This is a genomic window from Amycolatopsis sp. NPDC031561, assembly GCF_055580625.1.
Genome location: NZ_JBVILA010000009.1, coordinates 72,240 through 89,847, shown reverse-complemented (window position 1 = coordinate 89,847; position 17,608 = coordinate 72,240). Strand labels below are relative to the sequence as shown.

19 protein-coding genes and 1 pseudogene are annotated in these 17,608 nt (G+C 68.6%); 11 read left to right on the top strand and 9 right to left on the bottom strand.

Annotated elements, in window-relative coordinates:
- The first annotated feature begins 2 nt into the window (after positions 1 to 2).
- From ACZ5IK_RS20185 to ACZ5IK_RS20170, 4 genes are read left to right on the top strand one after another with little or no spacing between them, the layout of a single operon-like run.
- Positions 3 to 992 (top strand): carbohydrate ABC transporter permease, encoded by a 990-nt coding sequence (locus tag ACZ5IK_RS20185; protein WP_410605375.1) that lies wholly within the window; start codon positions 3 to 5, stop codon positions 990 to 992.
- Positions 989 to 1,882, top strand: coding sequence for a carbohydrate ABC transporter permease (locus ACZ5IK_RS20180; protein ID WP_101612561.1), 894 nt, complete (start codon positions 989 to 991; stop codon positions 1,880 to 1,882). The genes ACZ5IK_RS20185 and ACZ5IK_RS20180 overlap by 4 nt, the downstream gene beginning before the upstream one ends.
- Positions 1,879 to 3,144 (top strand): 6-phospho-beta-glucosidase, encoded by a 1,266-nt coding sequence (locus ACZ5IK_RS20175; RefSeq protein WP_101612562.1) that lies wholly within the window; start codon positions 1,879 to 1,881, stop codon positions 3,142 to 3,144. The genes ACZ5IK_RS20180 and ACZ5IK_RS20175 overlap by 4 nt, the downstream gene beginning before the upstream one ends.
- Entirely contained in the window at positions 3,129 to 4,133 is a 1,005-nt protein-coding gene (locus tag ACZ5IK_RS20170) for an N-acetylglucosamine kinase (protein ID WP_465489041.1), read from the top strand. Before ACZ5IK_RS20175 ends, ACZ5IK_RS20170 begins: the two co-directional genes overlap by 16 nt.
- 86 nt (positions 4,134 to 4,219) lie before the next feature.
- Here the strand turns inward: ACZ5IK_RS20170 and ACZ5IK_RS20165 are convergent, their stop codons facing one another.
- The 4 genes from ACZ5IK_RS20165 to ACZ5IK_RS20150 are packed head-to-tail and all read right to left on the bottom strand — an operon-like array spanning position 4,220 to position 6,968.
- Positions 4,220 to 4,729, bottom strand: a complete 510-nt coding sequence (locus tag ACZ5IK_RS20165; protein ID WP_465489040.1) for an SRPBCC family protein — start codon at positions 4,727 to 4,729, stop codon at positions 4,220 to 4,222.
- A complete protein-coding gene (locus ACZ5IK_RS20160; RefSeq protein WP_410663155.1) occupies positions 4,726 to 5,061 on the bottom strand; it encodes an ArsR/SmtB family transcription factor in 336 nt (111 codons plus the stop codon). The genes ACZ5IK_RS20165 and ACZ5IK_RS20160 overlap by 4 nt, the downstream gene beginning before the upstream one ends.
- A 48-nt stretch (positions 5,062 to 5,109) precedes the next feature.
- On the bottom strand, positions 5,110 to 6,477 hold the full coding sequence (locus tag ACZ5IK_RS20155) for a GntT/GntP/DsdX family permease (RefSeq protein WP_101612564.1): 1,368 nt from the start codon (positions 6,475 to 6,477) through the stop codon (positions 5,110 to 5,112).
- Positions 6,477 to 6,968, bottom strand: coding sequence for a gluconokinase (locus tag ACZ5IK_RS20150; protein ID WP_465489039.1), 492 nt, complete (start codon positions 6,966 to 6,968; stop codon positions 6,477 to 6,479). Before ACZ5IK_RS20150 ends, ACZ5IK_RS20155 begins: the two co-directional genes overlap by 1 nt.
- Positions 6,969 to 7,095: 127 nt before the next feature.
- On the opposite strand from ACZ5IK_RS20150, the gene ACZ5IK_RS20145 reads away from it, so the two are divergent.
- Positions 7,096 to 7,767 carry a FadR/GntR family transcriptional regulator gene (locus ACZ5IK_RS20145; RefSeq protein ID WP_465489190.1) on the top strand — a complete coding sequence of 224 codons (672 nt, stop codon included), beginning with the start codon at positions 7,096 to 7,098 and terminating at the stop codon, positions 7,765 to 7,767.
- A 52-nt stretch (positions 7,768 to 7,819) separates the two neighbouring features.
- Complete coding sequence (locus ACZ5IK_RS20140) at positions 7,820 to 8,758, top strand: cobalamin biosynthesis protein CobD/CbiB (protein WP_465489038.1); 939 nt, start codon at positions 7,820 to 7,822, stop codon at positions 8,756 to 8,758.
- Positions 8,759 to 8,886: 128 nt separating this feature from the next.
- On the opposite strand, the pseudogene ACZ5IK_RS20135 reads toward ACZ5IK_RS20140, so the two are convergent.
- The 3 genes and pseudogenes from ACZ5IK_RS20135 to ACZ5IK_RS20125 all read right to left on the bottom strand — a co-directional run.
- A pseudogene (locus ACZ5IK_RS20135) lies at positions 8,887 to 9,186 on the bottom strand (FMN-binding negative transcriptional regulator); the annotation flags it as partial.
- A gap of 55 nt (positions 9,187 to 9,241) precedes the next feature.
- Positions 9,242 to 10,063: an SURF1 family cytochrome oxidase biogenesis protein gene (locus ACZ5IK_RS20130; protein WP_465489037.1), complete on the bottom strand. Its 822-nt coding sequence runs from the start codon at positions 10,061 to 10,063 to the stop codon at positions 9,242 to 9,244.
- 23 nt (positions 10,064 to 10,086) lie between these two features.
- Positions 10,087 to 10,548, bottom strand: coding sequence for a low molecular weight protein-tyrosine-phosphatase (locus ACZ5IK_RS20125; RefSeq protein ID WP_465489036.1), 462 nt, complete (start codon positions 10,546 to 10,548; stop codon positions 10,087 to 10,089).
- Between the two features lie 130 nt (positions 10,549 to 10,678).
- Here ACZ5IK_RS20125 and ACZ5IK_RS20120 point away from each other — a divergent pair, with 130 nt between their 5' ends.
- On the top strand, positions 10,679 to 10,999 hold the full coding sequence (locus tag ACZ5IK_RS20120; RefSeq protein ID WP_465489035.1) for a hypothetical protein: 321 nt from the start codon (positions 10,679 to 10,681) through the stop codon (positions 10,997 to 10,999).
- 88 nt (positions 11,000 to 11,087) lie between these two features.
- Here the strand turns inward: ACZ5IK_RS20120 and ACZ5IK_RS20115 are convergent, their stop codons facing one another.
- Positions 11,088 to 11,645: a chorismate mutase gene (locus ACZ5IK_RS20115; RefSeq protein ID WP_465489034.1), complete on the bottom strand. Its 558-nt coding sequence runs from the start codon at positions 11,643 to 11,645 to the stop codon at positions 11,088 to 11,090.
- A gap of 31 nt (positions 11,646 to 11,676) precedes the next feature.
- On the opposite strand from ACZ5IK_RS20115, the gene ACZ5IK_RS20110 reads away from it, so the two are divergent.
- From ACZ5IK_RS20110 to ACZ5IK_RS20095, 4 genes are all read left to right on the top strand, one after another.
- Positions 11,677 to 12,498, top strand: coding sequence for a Nif3-like dinuclear metal center hexameric protein (locus ACZ5IK_RS20110; RefSeq protein WP_465489033.1), 822 nt, complete (start codon positions 11,677 to 11,679; stop codon positions 12,496 to 12,498).
- A gap of 17 nt (positions 12,499 to 12,515) precedes the next feature.
- Positions 12,516 to 13,253 (top strand): zinc ribbon domain-containing protein, encoded by a 738-nt coding sequence (locus ACZ5IK_RS20105; protein WP_465489032.1) that lies wholly within the window; start codon positions 12,516 to 12,518, stop codon positions 13,251 to 13,253.
- Positions 13,250 to 14,362 (top strand): bifunctional RNase H/acid phosphatase, encoded by a 1,113-nt coding sequence (locus ACZ5IK_RS20100; protein WP_465489031.1) that lies wholly within the window; start codon positions 13,250 to 13,252, stop codon positions 14,360 to 14,362. The genes ACZ5IK_RS20105 and ACZ5IK_RS20100 overlap by 4 nt, the downstream gene beginning before the upstream one ends.
- Before the next feature lie 114 nt (positions 14,363 to 14,476).
- On the top strand, positions 14,477 to 16,213 hold the full coding sequence (locus ACZ5IK_RS20095) for a hypothetical protein (RefSeq protein ID WP_465489030.1): 1,737 nt from the start codon (positions 14,477 to 14,479) through the stop codon (positions 16,211 to 16,213).
- A 261-nt stretch (positions 16,214 to 16,474) separates the two neighbouring features.
- Here the strand turns inward: ACZ5IK_RS20095 and sfnG are convergent, their stop codons facing one another.
- On the bottom strand, positions 16,475 to 17,602 hold the full coding sequence (gene sfnG / locus ACZ5IK_RS20090; RefSeq protein ID WP_465489029.1) for a dimethylsulfone monooxygenase SfnG: 1,128 nt from the start codon (positions 17,600 to 17,602) through the stop codon (positions 16,475 to 16,477).
- Positions 17,603 to 17,608 lie beyond the last annotated feature (6 nt).

Below are 17,608 nucleotides of genomic sequence, written 5' to 3'. Positions count from 1 at the left end.
GCATGACATCGACCCTGGAGTCCAGGGCGGTCGGTTCCCCTTCCGCGTCCACCCGGACGCGGAAGGGGAACGCGGCGCGCCGCCGTCGGACGGTCTTCTACTTCATCGCACCGGCGATGCTCGGGTTCCTGATCTTCTTCGGCTACCCGTTGATCGCCACGGTGTACTACTCGTTCACCCGTTACGACCTGATCAACGCGCCGGAATTCGTCGGCTTCGACAACTACATCCGGATGTTCACCAGCGAACCGCTGGTCGGCACCGCCGCGTACAACACGCTGTGGCTGGTGATCGTCCTGACGTTCTGCCGCGTGGTGTTCGCCCTCGGCACGGCGTCGATCATCTCCCGGCTCAAGTCGGGCGTCGGCCTGGTCCGGACGCTCTGCTACCTGCCCTCGCTGGCCCCGCCCGCCGCGGCGACCCTGGCGTTCGTGTTCCTGTTCAACCCGGAATACGGCCCGGTCAACGCGTTCCTGAGCGCGGTCGGCATCGACGGCGGCCTGTGGTTCAACGACCCGGCGATGTCGAAGCCCGCGCTGACCCTGCTCGTGATGTGGGGTTCGGGCGAGCTGATGATCATCATCCTGGCGGCGCTGCTCGACGTGCCGCAGGAGCAGTACGAGGCCGCCGAGCTCGACGGCGCCGGTCCGGTCCGCCGGTTCTGGCACGTCACGCTCCCGTCGATCTCGCCGGTGCTGTTGTTCGGCGTCGTCAACTCGATGATCTTCGCGCTGCAGTTCTTCACCCAGGCGATCGTCGCGGGTTCGGCGGCCGCCGGAGCGGCGGACGTCGCGGGCAACACGAGATTCATCGGCGCACCACAGAATTCGACGCTGACCTATCCGGTCTGGCTGTACGTCCAGGGTTTCCGGTACTTCAACATGGGTTACGCGGCGGCGATGGCGGTCCTGCTGTTCATCGTTTCGGCCGGGTTCACCTGGATTCTGGTCCGGCAGCTGCGTAAGTCCCAGCACCAGGAGGAGGGCGGATGACCACACTGGCCGAGCCCCGGCACACCGCCCCGGCGTCCGAACCGCCGAAGGTGCGGGTGCGGCGCCAATGGGACAAGAAGCTGTACTGGATCGCCACGCACAGCCTGGGGATCGCGATGGGCGTGATCTTCATGCTGCCCATCCTGTTCGTGTTCCTCACCGCGGTGATGTCCAGCGACCAGGCGCTTTCGTCGAACTTCTGGCCGAAGGAATGGCACTTCGAGAACTTCATCGAGGTGTTCGAAAAGGCGCCGCTGTTGCAGTACTTCGGCAACAGCATGCTCTATTCGTCGCTGGCCACCCTCGGGGCGCTCGTTTCGGCGATCCCGGCGGCGTACGCGCTTTCCAAGCTGAAGTTCCGCGGGCAGAACCTGTTCTTCATGCTCACCGTGGCCGCGATGATGCTGCCGCCGCAGGTCACCGTCGTGCCGCTGTACGACCTGTGGGTGCGGCTCGGGTTCACCGGGACGCTGGTCCCGCTGATCGTGCCGTACTTCTTCTTCGACGCGTTCTCGATCTTCCTGCTGCGGCAGTTCTTCCTCACCATTCCGAAGGACTATCTCGAAGCGGCGAAGATCGACGGCTGCAACGAGTTCCAGACGATGATCAAGGTGCTGATCCCGATGGCGAAGCCGGGGATCGCGGCCACCGCGATGTTCTGCTTCCTGTTCACCTGGAACGACTACTTCGGTCCGCTGCTCTACACCGGTGAGACCCGCGACAGCTGGCCGCTTTCGCTGGCGATCGCGTCGTTCCGCGGGATGCACCACGTGGAATGGAACCTCACCATGGCGGCCACCGCGCTGATCATGCTGCCGGTGATCGTGCTGTTCGTGTTCGCGCAGAAGTCCTTCGTCAAGGGCGTCACATTCACAGGGGTCAAGGGATGAAACTGGCAGTCGTCGGTGGTGGGTCCACTTACACACCCGAGCTGATCGACGGGATCGCCGGACGGCGGTCCACTTTGGACGTCGACGAGATCGTGCTGATCGATCCGGACGCGTACCGGGTGGAAGCGGTCGGGGACTTCAGCAACCGGTTGCTGAGCCACGCCGGGCATCCGGCGCGGGTCCGCACCACCGCCAATCTCGAAGAAGGCGTCGAGGGCGCGTCGGCGGTGCTGATCCAGTTGCGGGTCGGCGGCCAGCGCGCGCGGCGCGGGGACGAGACGTTCCCGCACGCCTGCGGCTGCGTCGGGCAGGAGACCACGGGCGCCGGCGGCCTCGCGAAAGCGCTGCGCACGGTGCCGGTGGTGCTCGACATCGCCGACAGGGTCCGGAAAATCGCCGGTGACGATACCTGGATCGTCAACTTCACCAACCCGGTCGGCATCGTCACGCGCGCGCTGCTGAACGAAGGCCACCGCGCCGTCGGGCTGTGCAACGTCGCCATCCACCTCCAGCGCACGTTCGCGCATCTGCTCGGCGCGGGTGTCGACGACGTCAAGCTCGTGCACACCGGGCTCAATCACCTGAGCTGGGAACGGAAAGTGCTCGTCAACGGCGAGGACCGCCTGCCGGAACTCCTGGCGGAACACGCGGAATTCCTCGGTGAGCACGTCACCGCGCCGGTCGAGTGGATGCGGCGGATGAACGTCGTGCCGTCGTACTACCTGAAGTATTACTACGGGCACGACGAGCAGGTCACCAAGCAGCGCACCGAGCGGCCGCGCGCGGACGTCGTCAGCGACGTCGAGGAGGAACTGCTCAAGGTGTACCTCGACCCGGCGGTGGTGACCAAGCCGGAGCAGCTGGAAAAGCGGGGCGGCGCCTACTATTCCGAGGCCGCGGTACAGCTCGTGCACGCGCTCACCTCCGGCGGTCCGGCGGAGGAGCACGTCGTCAACGTCCGCAACGAAGGTACGTTCGACTTCCTGCCGGACGACGCCGTCATCGAGGTTCCGTCCCTTGTGGACGGTAACGGCCCCCGCCCGATCCCGCAGCCGCCGGTGGAGCAGCGGTTCGCCGGGCTCATCGCCGGAGTGACCTCGTACGAGCACCTCGCGCTGGAAGCGGCGATCAAGGGCGGCCGTGACCGGGTGGCGGACGCGCTGCTGGCGCATCCGCTGATCGGCCAGTACACCAAGGCCGACCAGCTCGCGGACACACTGGTGCAGGTCAATCGCCAGTTCCTGCCGTGGGCCGGGGCATGACGGCGGGCTCACGGGACGTCGTCGTCGCGATCGACGGCGGCAACAGCAAGACCGACGTCCTGATCGTCTCCCGCGACGGACGGGTGCTCGGGCAGTCGCGGGGGCCGGGCGCGTCGCCGCAGAACATCGGGGTCGACGGCAGCGTGACCGCGTTGGAGAAGCTGGTCTTGGAAGCCCTTCGCGGGGCGGGGCTTCCCGACGAACGCCCGTTCGCGACGCATACGTCGGCCTATCTCGCGGGACTGGATTTCCCGGAGGAGGAAGAGGTCCTGCACGCGGCGCTGGCCGCGCGCGGCTGGAGCGACACGCTGATCGTCGGCAACGACACGCTCGCGCTGCTGCGGGCGGGCAGTTCCGACGGGAGCGGTGTGGCGGTGGTGTGCGGGGCTGGGATCAACGGCGCCGGCATCAGCGCCGACGGCCGTGAGCACCGTTTTCCGGCGCTGGGCAAGATCTCCGGCGACTGGGGCGGCGGCTACCGGCTCGGCGAGGAGGCCTTGTGGTGGGCCGTCCGCGCCGAGGACGGCCGGGGTCCCGGTACGGCTTTGCAGACGGCCGTCGCCGCGCACTTCAAGGCGTCGACGGTGCTGGAAGTGGTGCGGCGCCTGCACTTCGAGGATCTGCACTCCGACGCGATCCACGGTCTGTGCCCGCTGCTGTTCGCCGTCGCGGCGGGCGGTGACGAGGTGGCGCAGGACGTGGTCGGCCGGTTCGTCGAGGAGGTCGCCGTGCTGGTCGCGGTCATCCTGCGGCGGCTCGAACTGACCGAGGAGACGCCCGAAGTCATCCTCGGCGGGGGAGTGCTGACCGGGGTCGGCGCGCAGGTGATCGCGGAGATCGAGCGGCGATGCCTGAAGGTGGCCCCGCGCGCTTCGATCAGCGTCGTCGACGTCGCCCCCGTGGTCGGCGCGGCGTTGTTCGCCCTGGACACCATCGGTGCTCCCGACACCGCCAAGGTCGCTCTCAAGGCTGCGACCAAGCGGGTCTAGGGAGAGCGGCGCGCGTGTCATGAAAGGGGCTTTCAGGACAAATTTCGTCCTGAAAGCCCCTTTCATGACACTTCCGGGGCGTCAGCTCAGGAGGCGGCCGGGACCAGCGGCTCGTCGGTCTCCAGCAGCGACTTGAGGTCGGACAGGATCCAGGCCCAGCCACCACCGGCGTTCTCGCCCGGTCCGGCGTTGACGTCCTCCTGCGAGCCGTTGATCAGCGCGGCCGTCGTCGGCGCGCCGGTGACGTCGTGGGTGACGGTCAGCCGGGTGCCCGCGGTCTTCGTCTCTTCGATCTCGTAGGTGAGCTTGGTGTGCGGCTCCTTGTCGAAGGCCGGGTCCATCCGCAGCTTCCAGGTGATGACCAGCTTGCGCGGTGGGTCGACTTCCAGGACCTCACCGTCGACGAGGTCGTTCTTGAACCCGGCGTCGACGTAGTCCTGCGTGGGGTGGGTGGCGTGCTTGCCACCCGGCCGCAGGTCGTAGTCGACCAGGCCGGTGTACCCGTACTTCTGCGACCACTCGGGCTTCGTGATGGCGTCCCAGATCTTCTCCGGGGTCGCCTTGATGTAGACGCGGTAAACCTGGGTGTCGGTCATGAGGGCTCCTCGGATTCTGGGGTTTCGAGTTCGGCTTTGAGGTCGAGCAACGCGGTCACGGTGCGCTCCGTGAACTTGTCGATCCACCGGTCGTGGATCTGCCGGATCGGGACCGGGTTGAGGAAATGCCGCTTCTCGCGGCCCTCCTTGCGCGTGACGACAAGTCCGGCTTCTTCCAGCAGTTTCAAATGCTTCATCACGCCGAACCGGCTCATGTCCACTTCGGACTCGAGTTCGGTCAGCGTGCTGCCGTCACGCGCGAACAGCTGGTCGAGCAGGAACCGGCGAGTCGGATCCGCCAGGGCCTTGAAAACCAGGTCGTCGTCGGGCATGAGGGAAGAATAGGTGACCAAAAGGTCACGTGTCAACCGGTGACTTCGCTACAGGAGGGCGCCCAGCGGCAGGATCAGCGCGATCGCGGTCACGGAGATGAGCGTCTCCATGATCGACCAGCTCTTCAAGGTCTGCCCGACCGAAAGCCCGAAGTACTCCTTGACCAGCCAGAACCCGGCGTCGTTGACGTGGGAGAAGAACAATGAACCAGCACCGATCGCCAGCACCAGCAGCGCACTGTGCGACGGGTCCATGGTCGCCGCGAGCGGCGCCACGATGCCTGCGGCGGACACGGTCGCGACCGTCGCGGAGCCGGTGGCGAGCCGGATCGCGACGGCGACCAGCCAGCCGAGCAGCAGCGGCGACAGGTTCGCGCCGGTCGCCAGGCCGGTGATGACGTTGCCGACCCCGGCGTCGACCAGGGTCTGCTTGAACCCGCCGCCCGCGCCGACGATGAGCAGGATGCCGGCGATCGGCGGGAGCGAATCGGCCACCGTGGACGACAGCTTGTCGCGCGTGAAGCCCGCGGATTTGCCCAGCGTGAGCATGCCGACCAGGACCGCGGCGAGCAGCGCCACCAGCGGGTCGCCGATGAAGTCGAGCACGCGGCGGACGTGGTTCTCCTTGTCCAGCAGGATGTCCGCGAGCGCCTTGCCCATCATCAGCACGACCGGCAGCAGCACGGTGGACAGCGTCGCGAGGAAGCCGGGGCGCCGTCCTTCGTCGTTCGACGACTCCGGGACGAGCCGTTCCGGCGCGACGGCGTCCGGGACCATCTTCGCGGCCAGCCTGCCGAACAGCGGTCCGGCGATGATCACCGTCGGGATCGCGACGAGCAGGCCGAAGGCCAGGGTGAGGCCGATGTTCGCGTTCAGCGCGCCCGCGGCGGCGAGCGGTCCGGGATGCGGCGGGACGAGGCCGTGCAGCACCGAAAGCCCCGCGAGCGCCGGGATGCCCAGCAGCAGCAACGGTTTCCCGGTGCGCTTGGCGACCAGCAGGATCACCGGGATCAGCATGACCAGGCCGATCTCGAAGAACATCGGCAGCCCGATCAGCGCGGCGACCAGCGCCATCGCCCACGGCAGCGTGCGATTGCCCGCGCGGCGCAGGATGGTGTCGACGATCTGGTCCGCGCCGCCGGAGTCAGCGAGCAGTTTGCCGAGCATCGCGCCGAGCGCGATCAGCACGCCGACCGACGCGACGGTGGAGCCGACGCCGGAACTGAAGCTCTTGATCAGCTTGTCCACCGGCATGCCCCCGACGAGCCCGAGCACGCCGGAACCGAGGATGAGGGCCAGGAACGGATGCTGCTTCGCCTTGGTGATCAGGACGACGATCACGGCGATGGCGAGCACCGTCGCGCCGATGAGGCGTGTGTCGTGCCCGGTCCAGGAGGCGGCGAGAGTGGTGGTCATCAGCGGTCCTTGAAGGCGGCGAGAGTGGTGTCGACGATCTCTTCCGGCTTCTTCGCGATGTCGGCGACGAACCCGAACTCGTCCGGCTGCAACGGTTCGAGGTCGGCGAGCTGGGAGTCCAAAAGGGACACCGGCATGAAGTGGCCGGAGCGCGTCTTCATCCGGTCGGCGAGCAGGGCGCGATCGCCGTGCAGGTGCAGGAACCAGACGTCGCCGCCGCCGCGCAGGACGTCGCGGTAGCGGTACTTGAGCGCGGAGGAGGTGACGACGCCGCCCGAGTCCTGGTGGTCCCGGATCCAGCCGGCGATGGCCTCGAGCCACGGCTGCCGGTCCTCGTCGTTCAGCGGGTGGCCGGAGCTCATCTTGTCGATGTTCGCCTGAGGATGGAACGTGTCCGCTTCGGCGTAGTCGACGCCGAGCCGGGCGGCCAGTTCGGTGCCCACCGTCGTCTTGCCCGAGCCGGAAACACCCATCACCACGATGACGGTCATCCGTACCTCCCACGTCGTTGTAGCCGGGACGAGTACAGCTCAAAAGTACTACTTAAGCAACATCAAGTACTACTTAATCGAATCAGAACGTTAAGGTCGCCTGGTGGGCAATGACAGGCATGCCGAAATGCTCGACGCGCTCGGCTCCGCGATCGCGAACGGGCAGCTGCCACCGGGTTCCGTGCTGCGCTCGGAGGAGCTCCAAGAGCGGTTCGGCGCGTCGCGCACGGTGGCGCGCGAGGTGGTGCGCGTTCTCGAAACGATGTGCCTGACCAGCAGCAAACGCCGGGTCGGGATGACCGTGCGCGAGCCGCGTGACTGGAACCATTACGACCCGAGACTGCTCCGCTGGCAACTCGACGGATCCGAGCGGAAGACCGCGCTGCGCACGCTGACCGAGTTGCGCTCCGGCGTCGAACCGTGTGCGGCACGGTTCGCGGCGCTGCGCGCGACGCCGGAAGAAGGCGGCCGTCTCCGGGCTTTGGCGAAGCGATTGGAAGAGACGGCGCACCAGCGTGATCTCGCGACCTTTCTCGGGCACGACGTCGCTTTTCATGAGCTGCTGCTGACCGCGTCGCGGAATCCGATGTTCGCGCAGCTTTCCGCCGTCGTCGCCGAAGTGCTCGCCGGGCGCACGGGGCACGGGCTGATGCCCGAGGAACCGCAGCCCGAGGCCGTCGCGCTGCACGTCGAGGTCGCGGCCGCGGTCGACGCCGGTGACCCTGACCGGGCCGAACGCGCGATGCGGGACATCGTCATCCAGGCGCGTGACGAGATGGCCGCCCTTCTGGACGGATGATGTTCGAGTAACCTCTGCAGGTCTTCGAGGGAACTGCATGCGGGGGGCGACGGTGAGCGCGGCGCGCGCGATCGGCTTGGTGTTGGGGGTGGCCGCGGACGGCGCGATCGGGGATCCCCGGTCACGGCCTCCGGTGACGGCGTTCGCCAGGGCGGCTTCGGCGGTGGACGCGAAGGTCCGTTCGAAGCATCCGGCTGCCGGTCTGTTGTGGACCGGCGGTCTCGCGGGTTCCGCCGTGCTGGCGGGCGTCCTCGCCGAACGCGCCGGACGGCGCAGTCCCGTCCTGCAGGCGGCCACGACCGCGGTGACCACCTGGGCCGTGCTCGGTGCCGCCGGTCTGGCCGCGCACGGTACTTCGCTGGCGCGGGATCTCGAAGAAGGCGACCTCGAGACCGCGCGCGGCACACTGTCCACACTGGACCCCCGCGTCGCCGACGACCTCGGCGTCATCGGCCTCTCGCGCGCTTCGGTGGAGACGCTCGCCGAGAACACCGCGGACGTCGTCATCGCGCCGCTGGTGTGGGGAGCCCTGGCGGGCGCGCCCGGCCTGCTCGGCTCGCGCGCGATCAGCCTGCTGCGCGGCCTCGGCCGGGGACGCTCGGAGCGGTACCGCTGGTTCGTCGCGCGGCTGGACGAAATCGTCCATCTCGTGCCGACGCGGGTCGCGGCCGGGCTGACCGTGCTCGCCGCACCGGTCGTCGGTGGTTCGGCGGGCGGTGCTTGGCGGGCGTGGCGGCGGGACACGACCGCGCACCCGAGCCCGAACGCGGGCCGCGTCGAGGCCGCGTTCGCCGGGGCGCTGGAGATCCGGGTCGGCGGGCGGACGGTGTACCCGCACGGGGTCGAGGAACTGCCGGTGCTCGGCATCGGCCGGAACCCGGACGCCGGTCACGTGACGCGGGCCGTTGAGCTTTCGCGGGTGGTCGGCTGGCTGGGCGCGATCAGCTCGGTGGTGCTGGCCGTCCTGGTCGGGCTGCGGCGACGGCGCTGACCTGGCTGGCTCGCTAGTCTGGCTCGCTAGTCCGTGAAGGCCTCCTTGAGGGACTCTGGGTCCCTCAAGGAGGCCTTCACGGACTTCAGGTGGGTGGGGTGGGGAGCAAGGGACCTTTGCTATCGCCCGGTGCTCTGAACTGCAAAAAGCGGGTCGGCGGAAGTGTTCCAGGCGGATCGGATGTAGGTGTGGTCGTCGGTCACCGCGAGCAGCGCCCGCGGATGTTCCTCCAGCAGCGGCCAGACCGGGTTGGGGCGCGCGAGGTGCAGCAGGACCGTCCGGTCGCCGTCGTAGACGGAGTGCACCGGGTTGACGACCGGCAGGTCACGGCCCGCGCCACCGGCGATCAGCTGGCCGAAGTCGTGTGCGGAGAGCCAGGCCCGCCATTCGTCGTCGTCGTGGGCGGCGTCCCACGGGTGAATCAGCATGATCGAGTATGAGCACGCGGATATGGACCCATAAAGGGTCCAGTTTCTCGTCGGATCAGGTAGCCACTTCGGAGCGTTCGTCCTCGGCCAGCATCTCCGCGACGCTCTTGCGCCGCTGCGGGCGCTCCGTCGTCAGTGCGCCGCCCGGCTTCAGCTCGCGGACGGTGAAGTACAGCCAGCCCATCAACGCCATGGCCCCGAACGCGATCCACTGGAGCGCGTAGGAGAAGAACGGTCCCGCGTCGGTCTGCGGCAGCGGCAGCGCGCCCAGCACGCCGGGCTGCTCGACGTCGAGCTGGAAGTAGCCGGGCCGGATGTCCAGCTTCGCGGCCCGCGCGACGACCTGGGAATCGACGACGTAGCTCTGCAGCTGGCCGCCTGTCGACTCGTCGGCGAAGGCGTCGCGGTTCTTCCCGTCCTTCTCGTCGTGACGCGCCCGCGTGACGATGTCGACCGTCCCCGTGGGAGGCGCGGCGAAGGGGAGGGCCCGCGACTTGTCGTCGAGCCGGACATACCCGCGGTCCACCAGCACGACCGTGCCTTCGACAGTCCGGAACGGCGTCAGCACCTCGTAGGCCGCTTCGCCCTGTACAGAGCGCAGACGGGCCACGACCTCGCCCTCGGGCAGGTACGTGCCCTTCATCGCGACCAGATGCCACTCGGTGCGCTGGTCAGGGGCGGCTCCGCCGGGAAGCAGCTGGTCCAGCGACCGCGGCTGACCGGCGAACGACTCCCGCAGCGCCGCGTTCTGGTGTTCGCGCTCGCTGTCGCGGGAGAACTGCCACGGCGCCAGCAGGGTGAAGCAGCACACGGCGAAGGTGAACACCACCAACGTCAATGCCAGCCACCCGGGCTTCAGCAGGAACTTCAACCGCACCCCACCACGGTAAGCGGTCCGCCTCAGGCGTGTGCGCGCACCCAGCCGAGCAGGCCGGGAACGGACCGCTCGATCATGCCGAGGACGTCCTCGAAACCGTCGTCCTCGCCGTAGTACGGGTCGGGCACCTCGGCGCCTTCGGGCGCGGAGGGATCGAACTCACGAAGTAGCCGGACCTTGGACGGGTCCGACACCTTGCGCCGGAGGAAGGACAGATGACTGTCGTCCGCCGCGAGCAGCAGGTCGGCGGCCAGATGCCCGCGGTCGACCTCGGCCGCGACGTGTCCGGTCGGGTAACCGTGTTCGGCAAGCTTCGCGCGGGCACGCTTGTCGGCGGCCTCGCCGACGTGCCAGCCGCCGGTGCCCGCGCTGGACACCTGGACGAGGTGGTCGAGACCGGCCTCCTCGACCTTCGCGCGGAAGACGAGCTCGGCCATCGGCGAGCGGCAGATGTTGCCGGAACAGACGAAGACGATGTGCAGCACCCGATCAGTGTGAAGGCCGCCGGAGATCGACCGTTCACCGGCTCTGAACGGCTACCGGGCGCGCGAAGCTGGCAAGCCGGGACGAAGCGGGAGTAGACCTCCTGGAGAGAAACACGCAGGAAGGTCGCGTATGAGCGCACCAACACCCATCGTCGAGTCCCCGGCAACCGGGCTCCGCTGGTATCGCATCACCGTCAAGCATCCGCACCCCTACGAGGTCGGGCGGATCCTGTCGGAGCACCACTTCGTCCAGGCGAGATCGCCGAAAGAGGCGATGACCAGGATGCCGTTGCACCTCCGGTCGAGCGCGTCCGTCGCGCCGTACCAGGTCGACCACGCCGACGTCCCCGATCACTCGACGAAGGCCTACCGGGCGATGCTGTGGACGGGCCGAGTCATGCGCGCGGCCGGCCGCTGGGCGATCAACAAGGACGCGAAGGCGCTGGACTGACCCGGGCGCGATAGCAAAGGTCCCTTGCTCTCTTTTCGCAGGTCAGCGACCCAGGTGAGAGCAAAGGTCCCTTGCTCCCGCTCCGCGGTCAGGGCCGAGTGCAGGCCGACCGGACGGCTTCCCCGAGCGCGCCCGCGTGCAGCCGGTCCAGGTCTCGCCGCGCGTCGACCAGCCGCACCGTGACCGCCAGCCGCGCGTCGCACGACGGCCGCGCCCGCGCGGATCGGGTCGCGGCGAGTTCGGAGAGCAGGCCCGCGTTGAGCCGGTCGATCACCGGCCGGACCTCGGTCGCCAGATCGGGTCGTCCGGGCGGCCGCGAGCCGGGGTGCTCGGTCCATCGCGCGTACAGGCCGTGCTGCACGACCTTGTTCGCCTCGATCTGGTCGCGGAAGAACCGCACCACGCCGGCCGCGTCGAGACCGAGACCGGGCGCCTTCGCCGCCACCGAGTCGAGGATCTGCTGTTCGCGCACCGGGTCGTCGATCGGCGACGGCGTACCGAACTTCGCGGCCGCGACCTTGTCGGCGATCTGCACGCGCTGAGCGGCCAGATCGGTCAGCGTCCAGAAACCCGAGGACGCCGAAGCCGGCGCGGGCACCGTCAGCAGTCCGGCCACGAGCAGCGCGCAGAGCACCCGAAGTCGCATGCCCGGAAACGCTACATGCGAAAATCCCCGGGTGCCCGCGCTAGCCGAAGTCACCGCCGCCCTGGAGCAGGCGTACCCGCCCGAACTCGCCGAATCGTGGGACGCCGTCGGACTCGTCTGCGGCGACCCGGCCGAGAACGTGGACAAGGTCCTGTTCTGCGTCGACCCGGTCGACGAGACCGTCGACGAGGCGATCGCAGACGGCGCGCAGCTGATCGTCGCGCACCATCCGCTGTTGCTGCGTGGCGTCCACGGCGTCCCGGCCGACAGCACCAAGGGCCGTCTCGTGCACCGCCTGATCCGCGCGGGCGTCGCCCTCTACTGCGCGCACACCAACGCCGATTCCGCGTCGCCCGGAGTCTCCGACGCGCTCGCCGACGCCATCGGCCTGACCGTCCTCGGCCCGCTCGACCCCCGCGAGGACGGCGTCACCGGCATCGGCCGCATCGGCGAATTGCCCGCGCCCGAACCGTTCTCCGTTTTCGTCGAACGCGTCGCGAACGCCTTGCCCCGCACGGAACCCGGCGTCTACGGCGCGGGCGACCCGGCCCGCCCGATCCGCCGCGTCGCCGTTTCCGGCGGTTCCGGCGACAGCTATCTCAAGCGGGCCACCGCCGCCGGGGTCGACGCGTACGTCACCGCCGATCTCCGGCATCATCCCGCCGGCGAACACCTCGCCGAGATCGCCGAAGTCCCCGCCCTGGTCGGCGTCACACACTGGGCGAGCGAATGGCCGTGGTGCGAGCAAGCCTCGGCCGTCGTCCGCGCCGCGTTTGCGGGTAACGTCGACGTTCACGTCTCCACGCGGTGCACCGACCCGTGGACGCTACGGGCCACCCGAACCGAGCACTAAGAATCACAAGGAGCACCGTGAAGGCCGACCCCGCCGTCCAGCGCCAGCTGCTCGAACTCGCGAAGGTGGACGCCGAACTTTCGCGTACCGCCCACCGCCGCCGCACCCTGCCGGAGATCGCCGAGATCGACGCGGGCGAGAAGATGGTCCGCGATCGGCGTGACGCACTGGTCTCGGTCCAGACCGCGGCGTCCGACCTCGACCGCGAGATCGCCCGCCAGGAGAAGGAGATCGAGTCGGTGCGCGCCCGCGGCGACCGCGACCGCAAGCTCCTCGAATCCGGTTCCGTCGCGGCGAAGCAGATGACCGACATCGAGCACGAGCTGAACAGCCTCAACCGGCGTCAGTCCGCGCTCGAGGACGACCTGCTCGAATTGATGGAACGCCGCGAGGCGCTCGACCTCGACGCCCAGCGCACCAGCGCCGAGGTCGCGAAGGCCGAGAACGAGGTCGCCGAGGCCGTCCGCCGCCGCGACGAGAACTTCACCGACTTCGACACCACGAAGGCACGCCGCGACGAAGACCGCGCCAAGCTCCTGCCCCGTTTCCCGGAAGACCTCCTGAAGCTCTACGAGCGCGTCCGGGCGCACAAGGGCATCGGCGCGGCGCTGCTGCGGGCCCGCCGTTGCGGCGCCTGCCAGCTCGACATCGACCGCCGCGAGATCGCCGAGATCAAGGCCGCTCCCGAGGACAACGTCATCCAGTGCGAGAACTGCGGCGCCATCCTGGTGCGCACGCTGGAGTCCGGCCTGTGACCGACCACGTGCTGATCGAGGCCGACGGCGGGTCGCGGGGCAACCCCGGGCCCGCCGGCTACGGCGCGGTCGTCAAGGACGCGGTCACCGGTGAGGTGCTCGCCGAGCGCAAGGCCTACGTCGGCATCGCGACCAACAACGTCGCCGAGTACTCCGGCCTGATCGCCGGGCTCGCCGCGGCCGCCGAGCTCGGAGCGTCCACAGTGGACGTCCGGATGGACTCGAAGCTCGTGGTGGAACAGATGTCCGGGCGCTGGAAGGTCAAGCACCCGTCGATGCAGCCGCTGAACGCCGAAGCCAAGGAGCTGGCGGCGCGCTTTTCCCGCGTGCGTTACGAGTGGATCCCGCGCGCGGAGAACTCCCACGCGGACGGGCTCGCGAACGAGGCGATGGACGCCGGGACCGAGAAGAAGCCAGAAGCGCCGAAGACCGTGAAGCAGGACAGGATCAGCCCGGTCGGCTGGACCGGCGCCACCGGCACGCCGACCAAACTGCTCCTCGTGCGGCACGGCCAGACGGCGATGTCGGTCGACAAGCGCTATTCCGGTCGCGGCGACGTGCCGCTCACCGACCACGGCAAGCAGCAGGCGGCCGCCGCCGCGAAACGCCTCGGCTCGATGGAGGGCCTGGTCGTCGACGGCGAGGTCGCCCCGATCATCGCCTCACCGCTGATCCGCACCCAGCAGACAGCGCAGGCGATCGCGGACGCGCTCGGCGGCCGGGTCGAGACCCACCCGGGGCTGATCGAGACCGACTTCGGCGACTGGGAAGGCCTCACCTTCAAAGAGGCCATGGACCGCGACCCGGAATTCCAGACCGACTGGCTCTCGGACACCTCCATCGCGGCGCCGGGCGGCGAGAGCTTCGACGGCGTCCACCGGCGGGTCCGCAAGGCGCGCGACGAACTGATCGCGCAGTACGGCGGGCGGACGCTCGTGCTGGTCAGCCATGTCACGCCGATCAAGTCGCTGCTGCGGATGGGCCTGGACGCCGGGCCGTCGCTGCTGTTCCGCCTGCACCTGGACCTGGCCTCGCTGTCGATCGTCGAGTTCTATCCGGACGGCAACGCCTCGGTCCGGTTGGTGAACGACATCTCGCATCTGTCCTGACCCGATGAATGTGGCGCGGATCACGCCTGGATATGACGTGTCGCGGGCGACCGATGGGGTATTGGCTACAGTTTCGGCGACGGGGTACGTGAGCGAGAAGGCAAAGACGGGGACATGACGGCGAGCGCACTCAGCGAAGCTTCCGAAAAAGATGTGCCCGACCCGGCGGAGACGCCGGCCCGTCGTGGCCCGGCCGCCCGGATCGCGCCCTACCTGGCGGTGCTCGCCGGCGTCGCCGCGCTGGCCTGGCACGCGACCCTCTACGGCCACTGGATCGTCGACGACGCGGCCATCACCTTCTCCTACGCGCGCAGCTTCGCCGACGGGATCGGCCCGGTGCTGCAGCCGGGGCAGCCGTCGGTCGAGGGCTGGTCGAACTCGACCTGGCTGGTGCTGCTGGCGCTCGGCAAGCTCGTCGGCATCTTCGACAGCGGCACGCTGTTCGGCCTCCCCGACTACGTCCTCTTCCCGAAGCTGCTGGGGCTCCTGTTCACCGCCGGGACACTGGCGGCCTGCCACGTCGCGGCGAAGCAGATCTTCAAGCGCTTCGCCTGGCTGGCGACGCTGGTCGTCGGGCTGACGCTGGCCGCGATCCCGTCGTTCGTCATCTGGACGGTCTCCGGTCTGGAGAACTCCCTGTTCGGGATGGCCGTCGCCTGGCTGGCAGTGCTGCTGTTCGTGGCCGTCCGCAAGGACACCGTGCTCACCGCGAAGGTCGCCATCTGGTCCGGCGTGCTGGTCGCGTTCGCCGCGCTGACCCGCCCCGAAGGCCTGATCTACGGCGGCGCGTACCCGCTCGTCGTCCTGTTCCAGCTGCGGAAGCCGCTGCTGGGGCAGAGCGTCAAGCTCATCGTGGTCTCCGTGGTCGCGTTCGCGATCCCGTTCGGCGCGTACCTCGCCTGGCGGATCGCGGAATTCGGCAGGCTGCTGGCGAACCCGTCCATCGCGAAGGGACAGGGCCTCCCCGGGCTTTCGGCGTTCAAGCAGCCGTTCGAGCTGGTCGGCTACGCCGGTGTCGCCGGGACGATCCTGCTCGCGCTGACCATCGGTTACGCGCTGGTCCGCGCGGAATGGCGGCGCGCGCTGGTCGCGCTCATGACGCCGCTGGCGCTGGGCATCATCGCCTACGGCGTGATGGTCCCGGACTGGATGGGCCAGCACCGCTTCGCCACCCCGATCTGGATCCTCGCCGCGCTGGCGGGAACGCTGGCCGCGGGCGAACTGCTGCGCCGTTCGCGGGCGGTTCTGCGGACCGTCGTGGTGCTCGTGCTGGTCGCGGCCGCGATCCCGTCCGGGATGGGCTTCGCGTCGTCGTCGGAGAAGTTCCAAGAGGTCCCGACGGTGCCCGCGTGCCTCATCGCCGACCGGTTCGGCCGCGGTTTCAACACCATCGCCGACATCCTCGGCCTCCAGCAGGCGTCGTTGCTGCTGCCCGACCTCGGCGGCTCGTCGATGACCAGTCGCCTGCACCTGGTGGACATGGCCGGGCTGGTCGAGGCGGACGTCGCGGACTTCGTCAAGAACGGCGACATGCCGGGGCTGCGCGACTACGTGTTCGACAAGGTCAAGCCGACCTTCATCCACTCGTGGGGCCCGTGGGCCGCGGGCAACGGCATCACCGTCGACCCGCGGATCGACCGCGACTACGAGCCGATCTTCGTGTACCCGGGCGGCGGGCTGCGCAATGGTGACTTCGTGCGCAAGGACGCCGTCTCCAGCCCCGAGAAGCTGAAGGCCGCCCAGGACTACGCCGCGAAGACCCTGCCGGACGTCGAGAAGGCGCGCTTCGGCGGCCCGCTCAAGGACTGCGGCCCCACCATGCACCCGGGCCAGACCGTCTACCTGCCCTGACCCCCGACCCCGCCCGCGTTTCGTCCTCTAGTTGCGGTCCTTGCGCGCCGCAACTACCGCAACTAGAGGACTACTTGCGTTGGTGGCCGTCCGTGAAGGCATCCTTCCCTACGCTCAAGGTAGGCAAGGATGCCTTCACGACCCGCCGCACCGATCGCAGCCTGGAGACCCGCGTCGCCCTCGTGAGCGACCCCGCCCGCGTTTCGTCCTCTAGTTGCGGTAGTTGCACGTGCAAGGACCGCAACTAGAGGACGAATTGCGTCAGGGGGCGGAGGTGACCAGGGGTTCCGGGGTGGCGGCGCCTCGCTCGAGGTCCGCCTCCTTGGCCCGGATCACCGGCAGCACGTGCTTCCCGAAGTGCTCGACGTCCTCCAGGTAGTGCAGGAAGCCGAGCAGCAGCAGGTTCGCCCCGCGCTTCTTGTACTCGATGGCCCGGTCCGCGATCTGCTCCGGCGTGCCGATCAGTCCGGTGCGGAAGCCGTCGTTGTACTGCACCAGATCCTTGAACTCCGAGTCGGCCCACATCCCCTTCTTGTCCGATGTGGAGCCTCCCGCCTGCTTGACGGCGTTGCGGAACCCCTCGACGGCGTCGGTATTCGCCTTCTCGACGATCTCTCGCAGCACGGCCTTCGCCTCGCTCTCGGTTTCCCGCGCGATCAGGAAGCCGTTGAGCCCGAAGCGGACGGCGTGGTCGTTCTCGGCCGCGTAACCACGAACCTCCGAGACCTGTTCGCTGAAGCCGTCGAAGTCCTTGCCGTTGCTGAAGTACCAGTCGGAGACCCGGCCCGCGAGCTTCCGCGCCGCGGTGGAGTTGCCGCCCTGGAAGATCTCCGGATGCGGCCGTCCCACCGGTTTGGGCTTGATGTCGAAATCGTGAATCCGGTAGAAATCGCCGTTGAATTCGGCGTGGTCGCTCGTCCAGAGTTCCTTCAGTACGCGAATGAACTCTTCCGATCGCCGGTACCGTTCATCGTGTTCGAGCCAGGCTTCACCCAGATTGGTGAATTCGTCCTTGAACCAGCCACTGACCACGTTGACCGCCGCGCGCCCGCCGGAGATCACGTCCGCGCTGGCGATGAACTTCGCGAGCACCCCGGGATGCCACAGCCCGGGATGGATCGCCGCGATCACCTTCAGCCGTTGCGTCGCGAGCAGCAGCGCGAGGCTGAAGCCGGTCGATTCGTGCTGGTAGGCGGCACCGTAGCTGGCCGTGTAGCGGACCTGGCTCAGCGCGTACTCGAACCCGCTGTTCTCCGCGAGGACGGCGAGATCCCGGTTGTACTCGTATCCCCAGTCGGTGCGCTGCTCGATGTCGCTGGTGACCAGCCCGCCGCTCACATTGGGGACCCAATAGGCGAATTTGAGTGGTTCGGATTCGATTCCCGGCATGTGGCG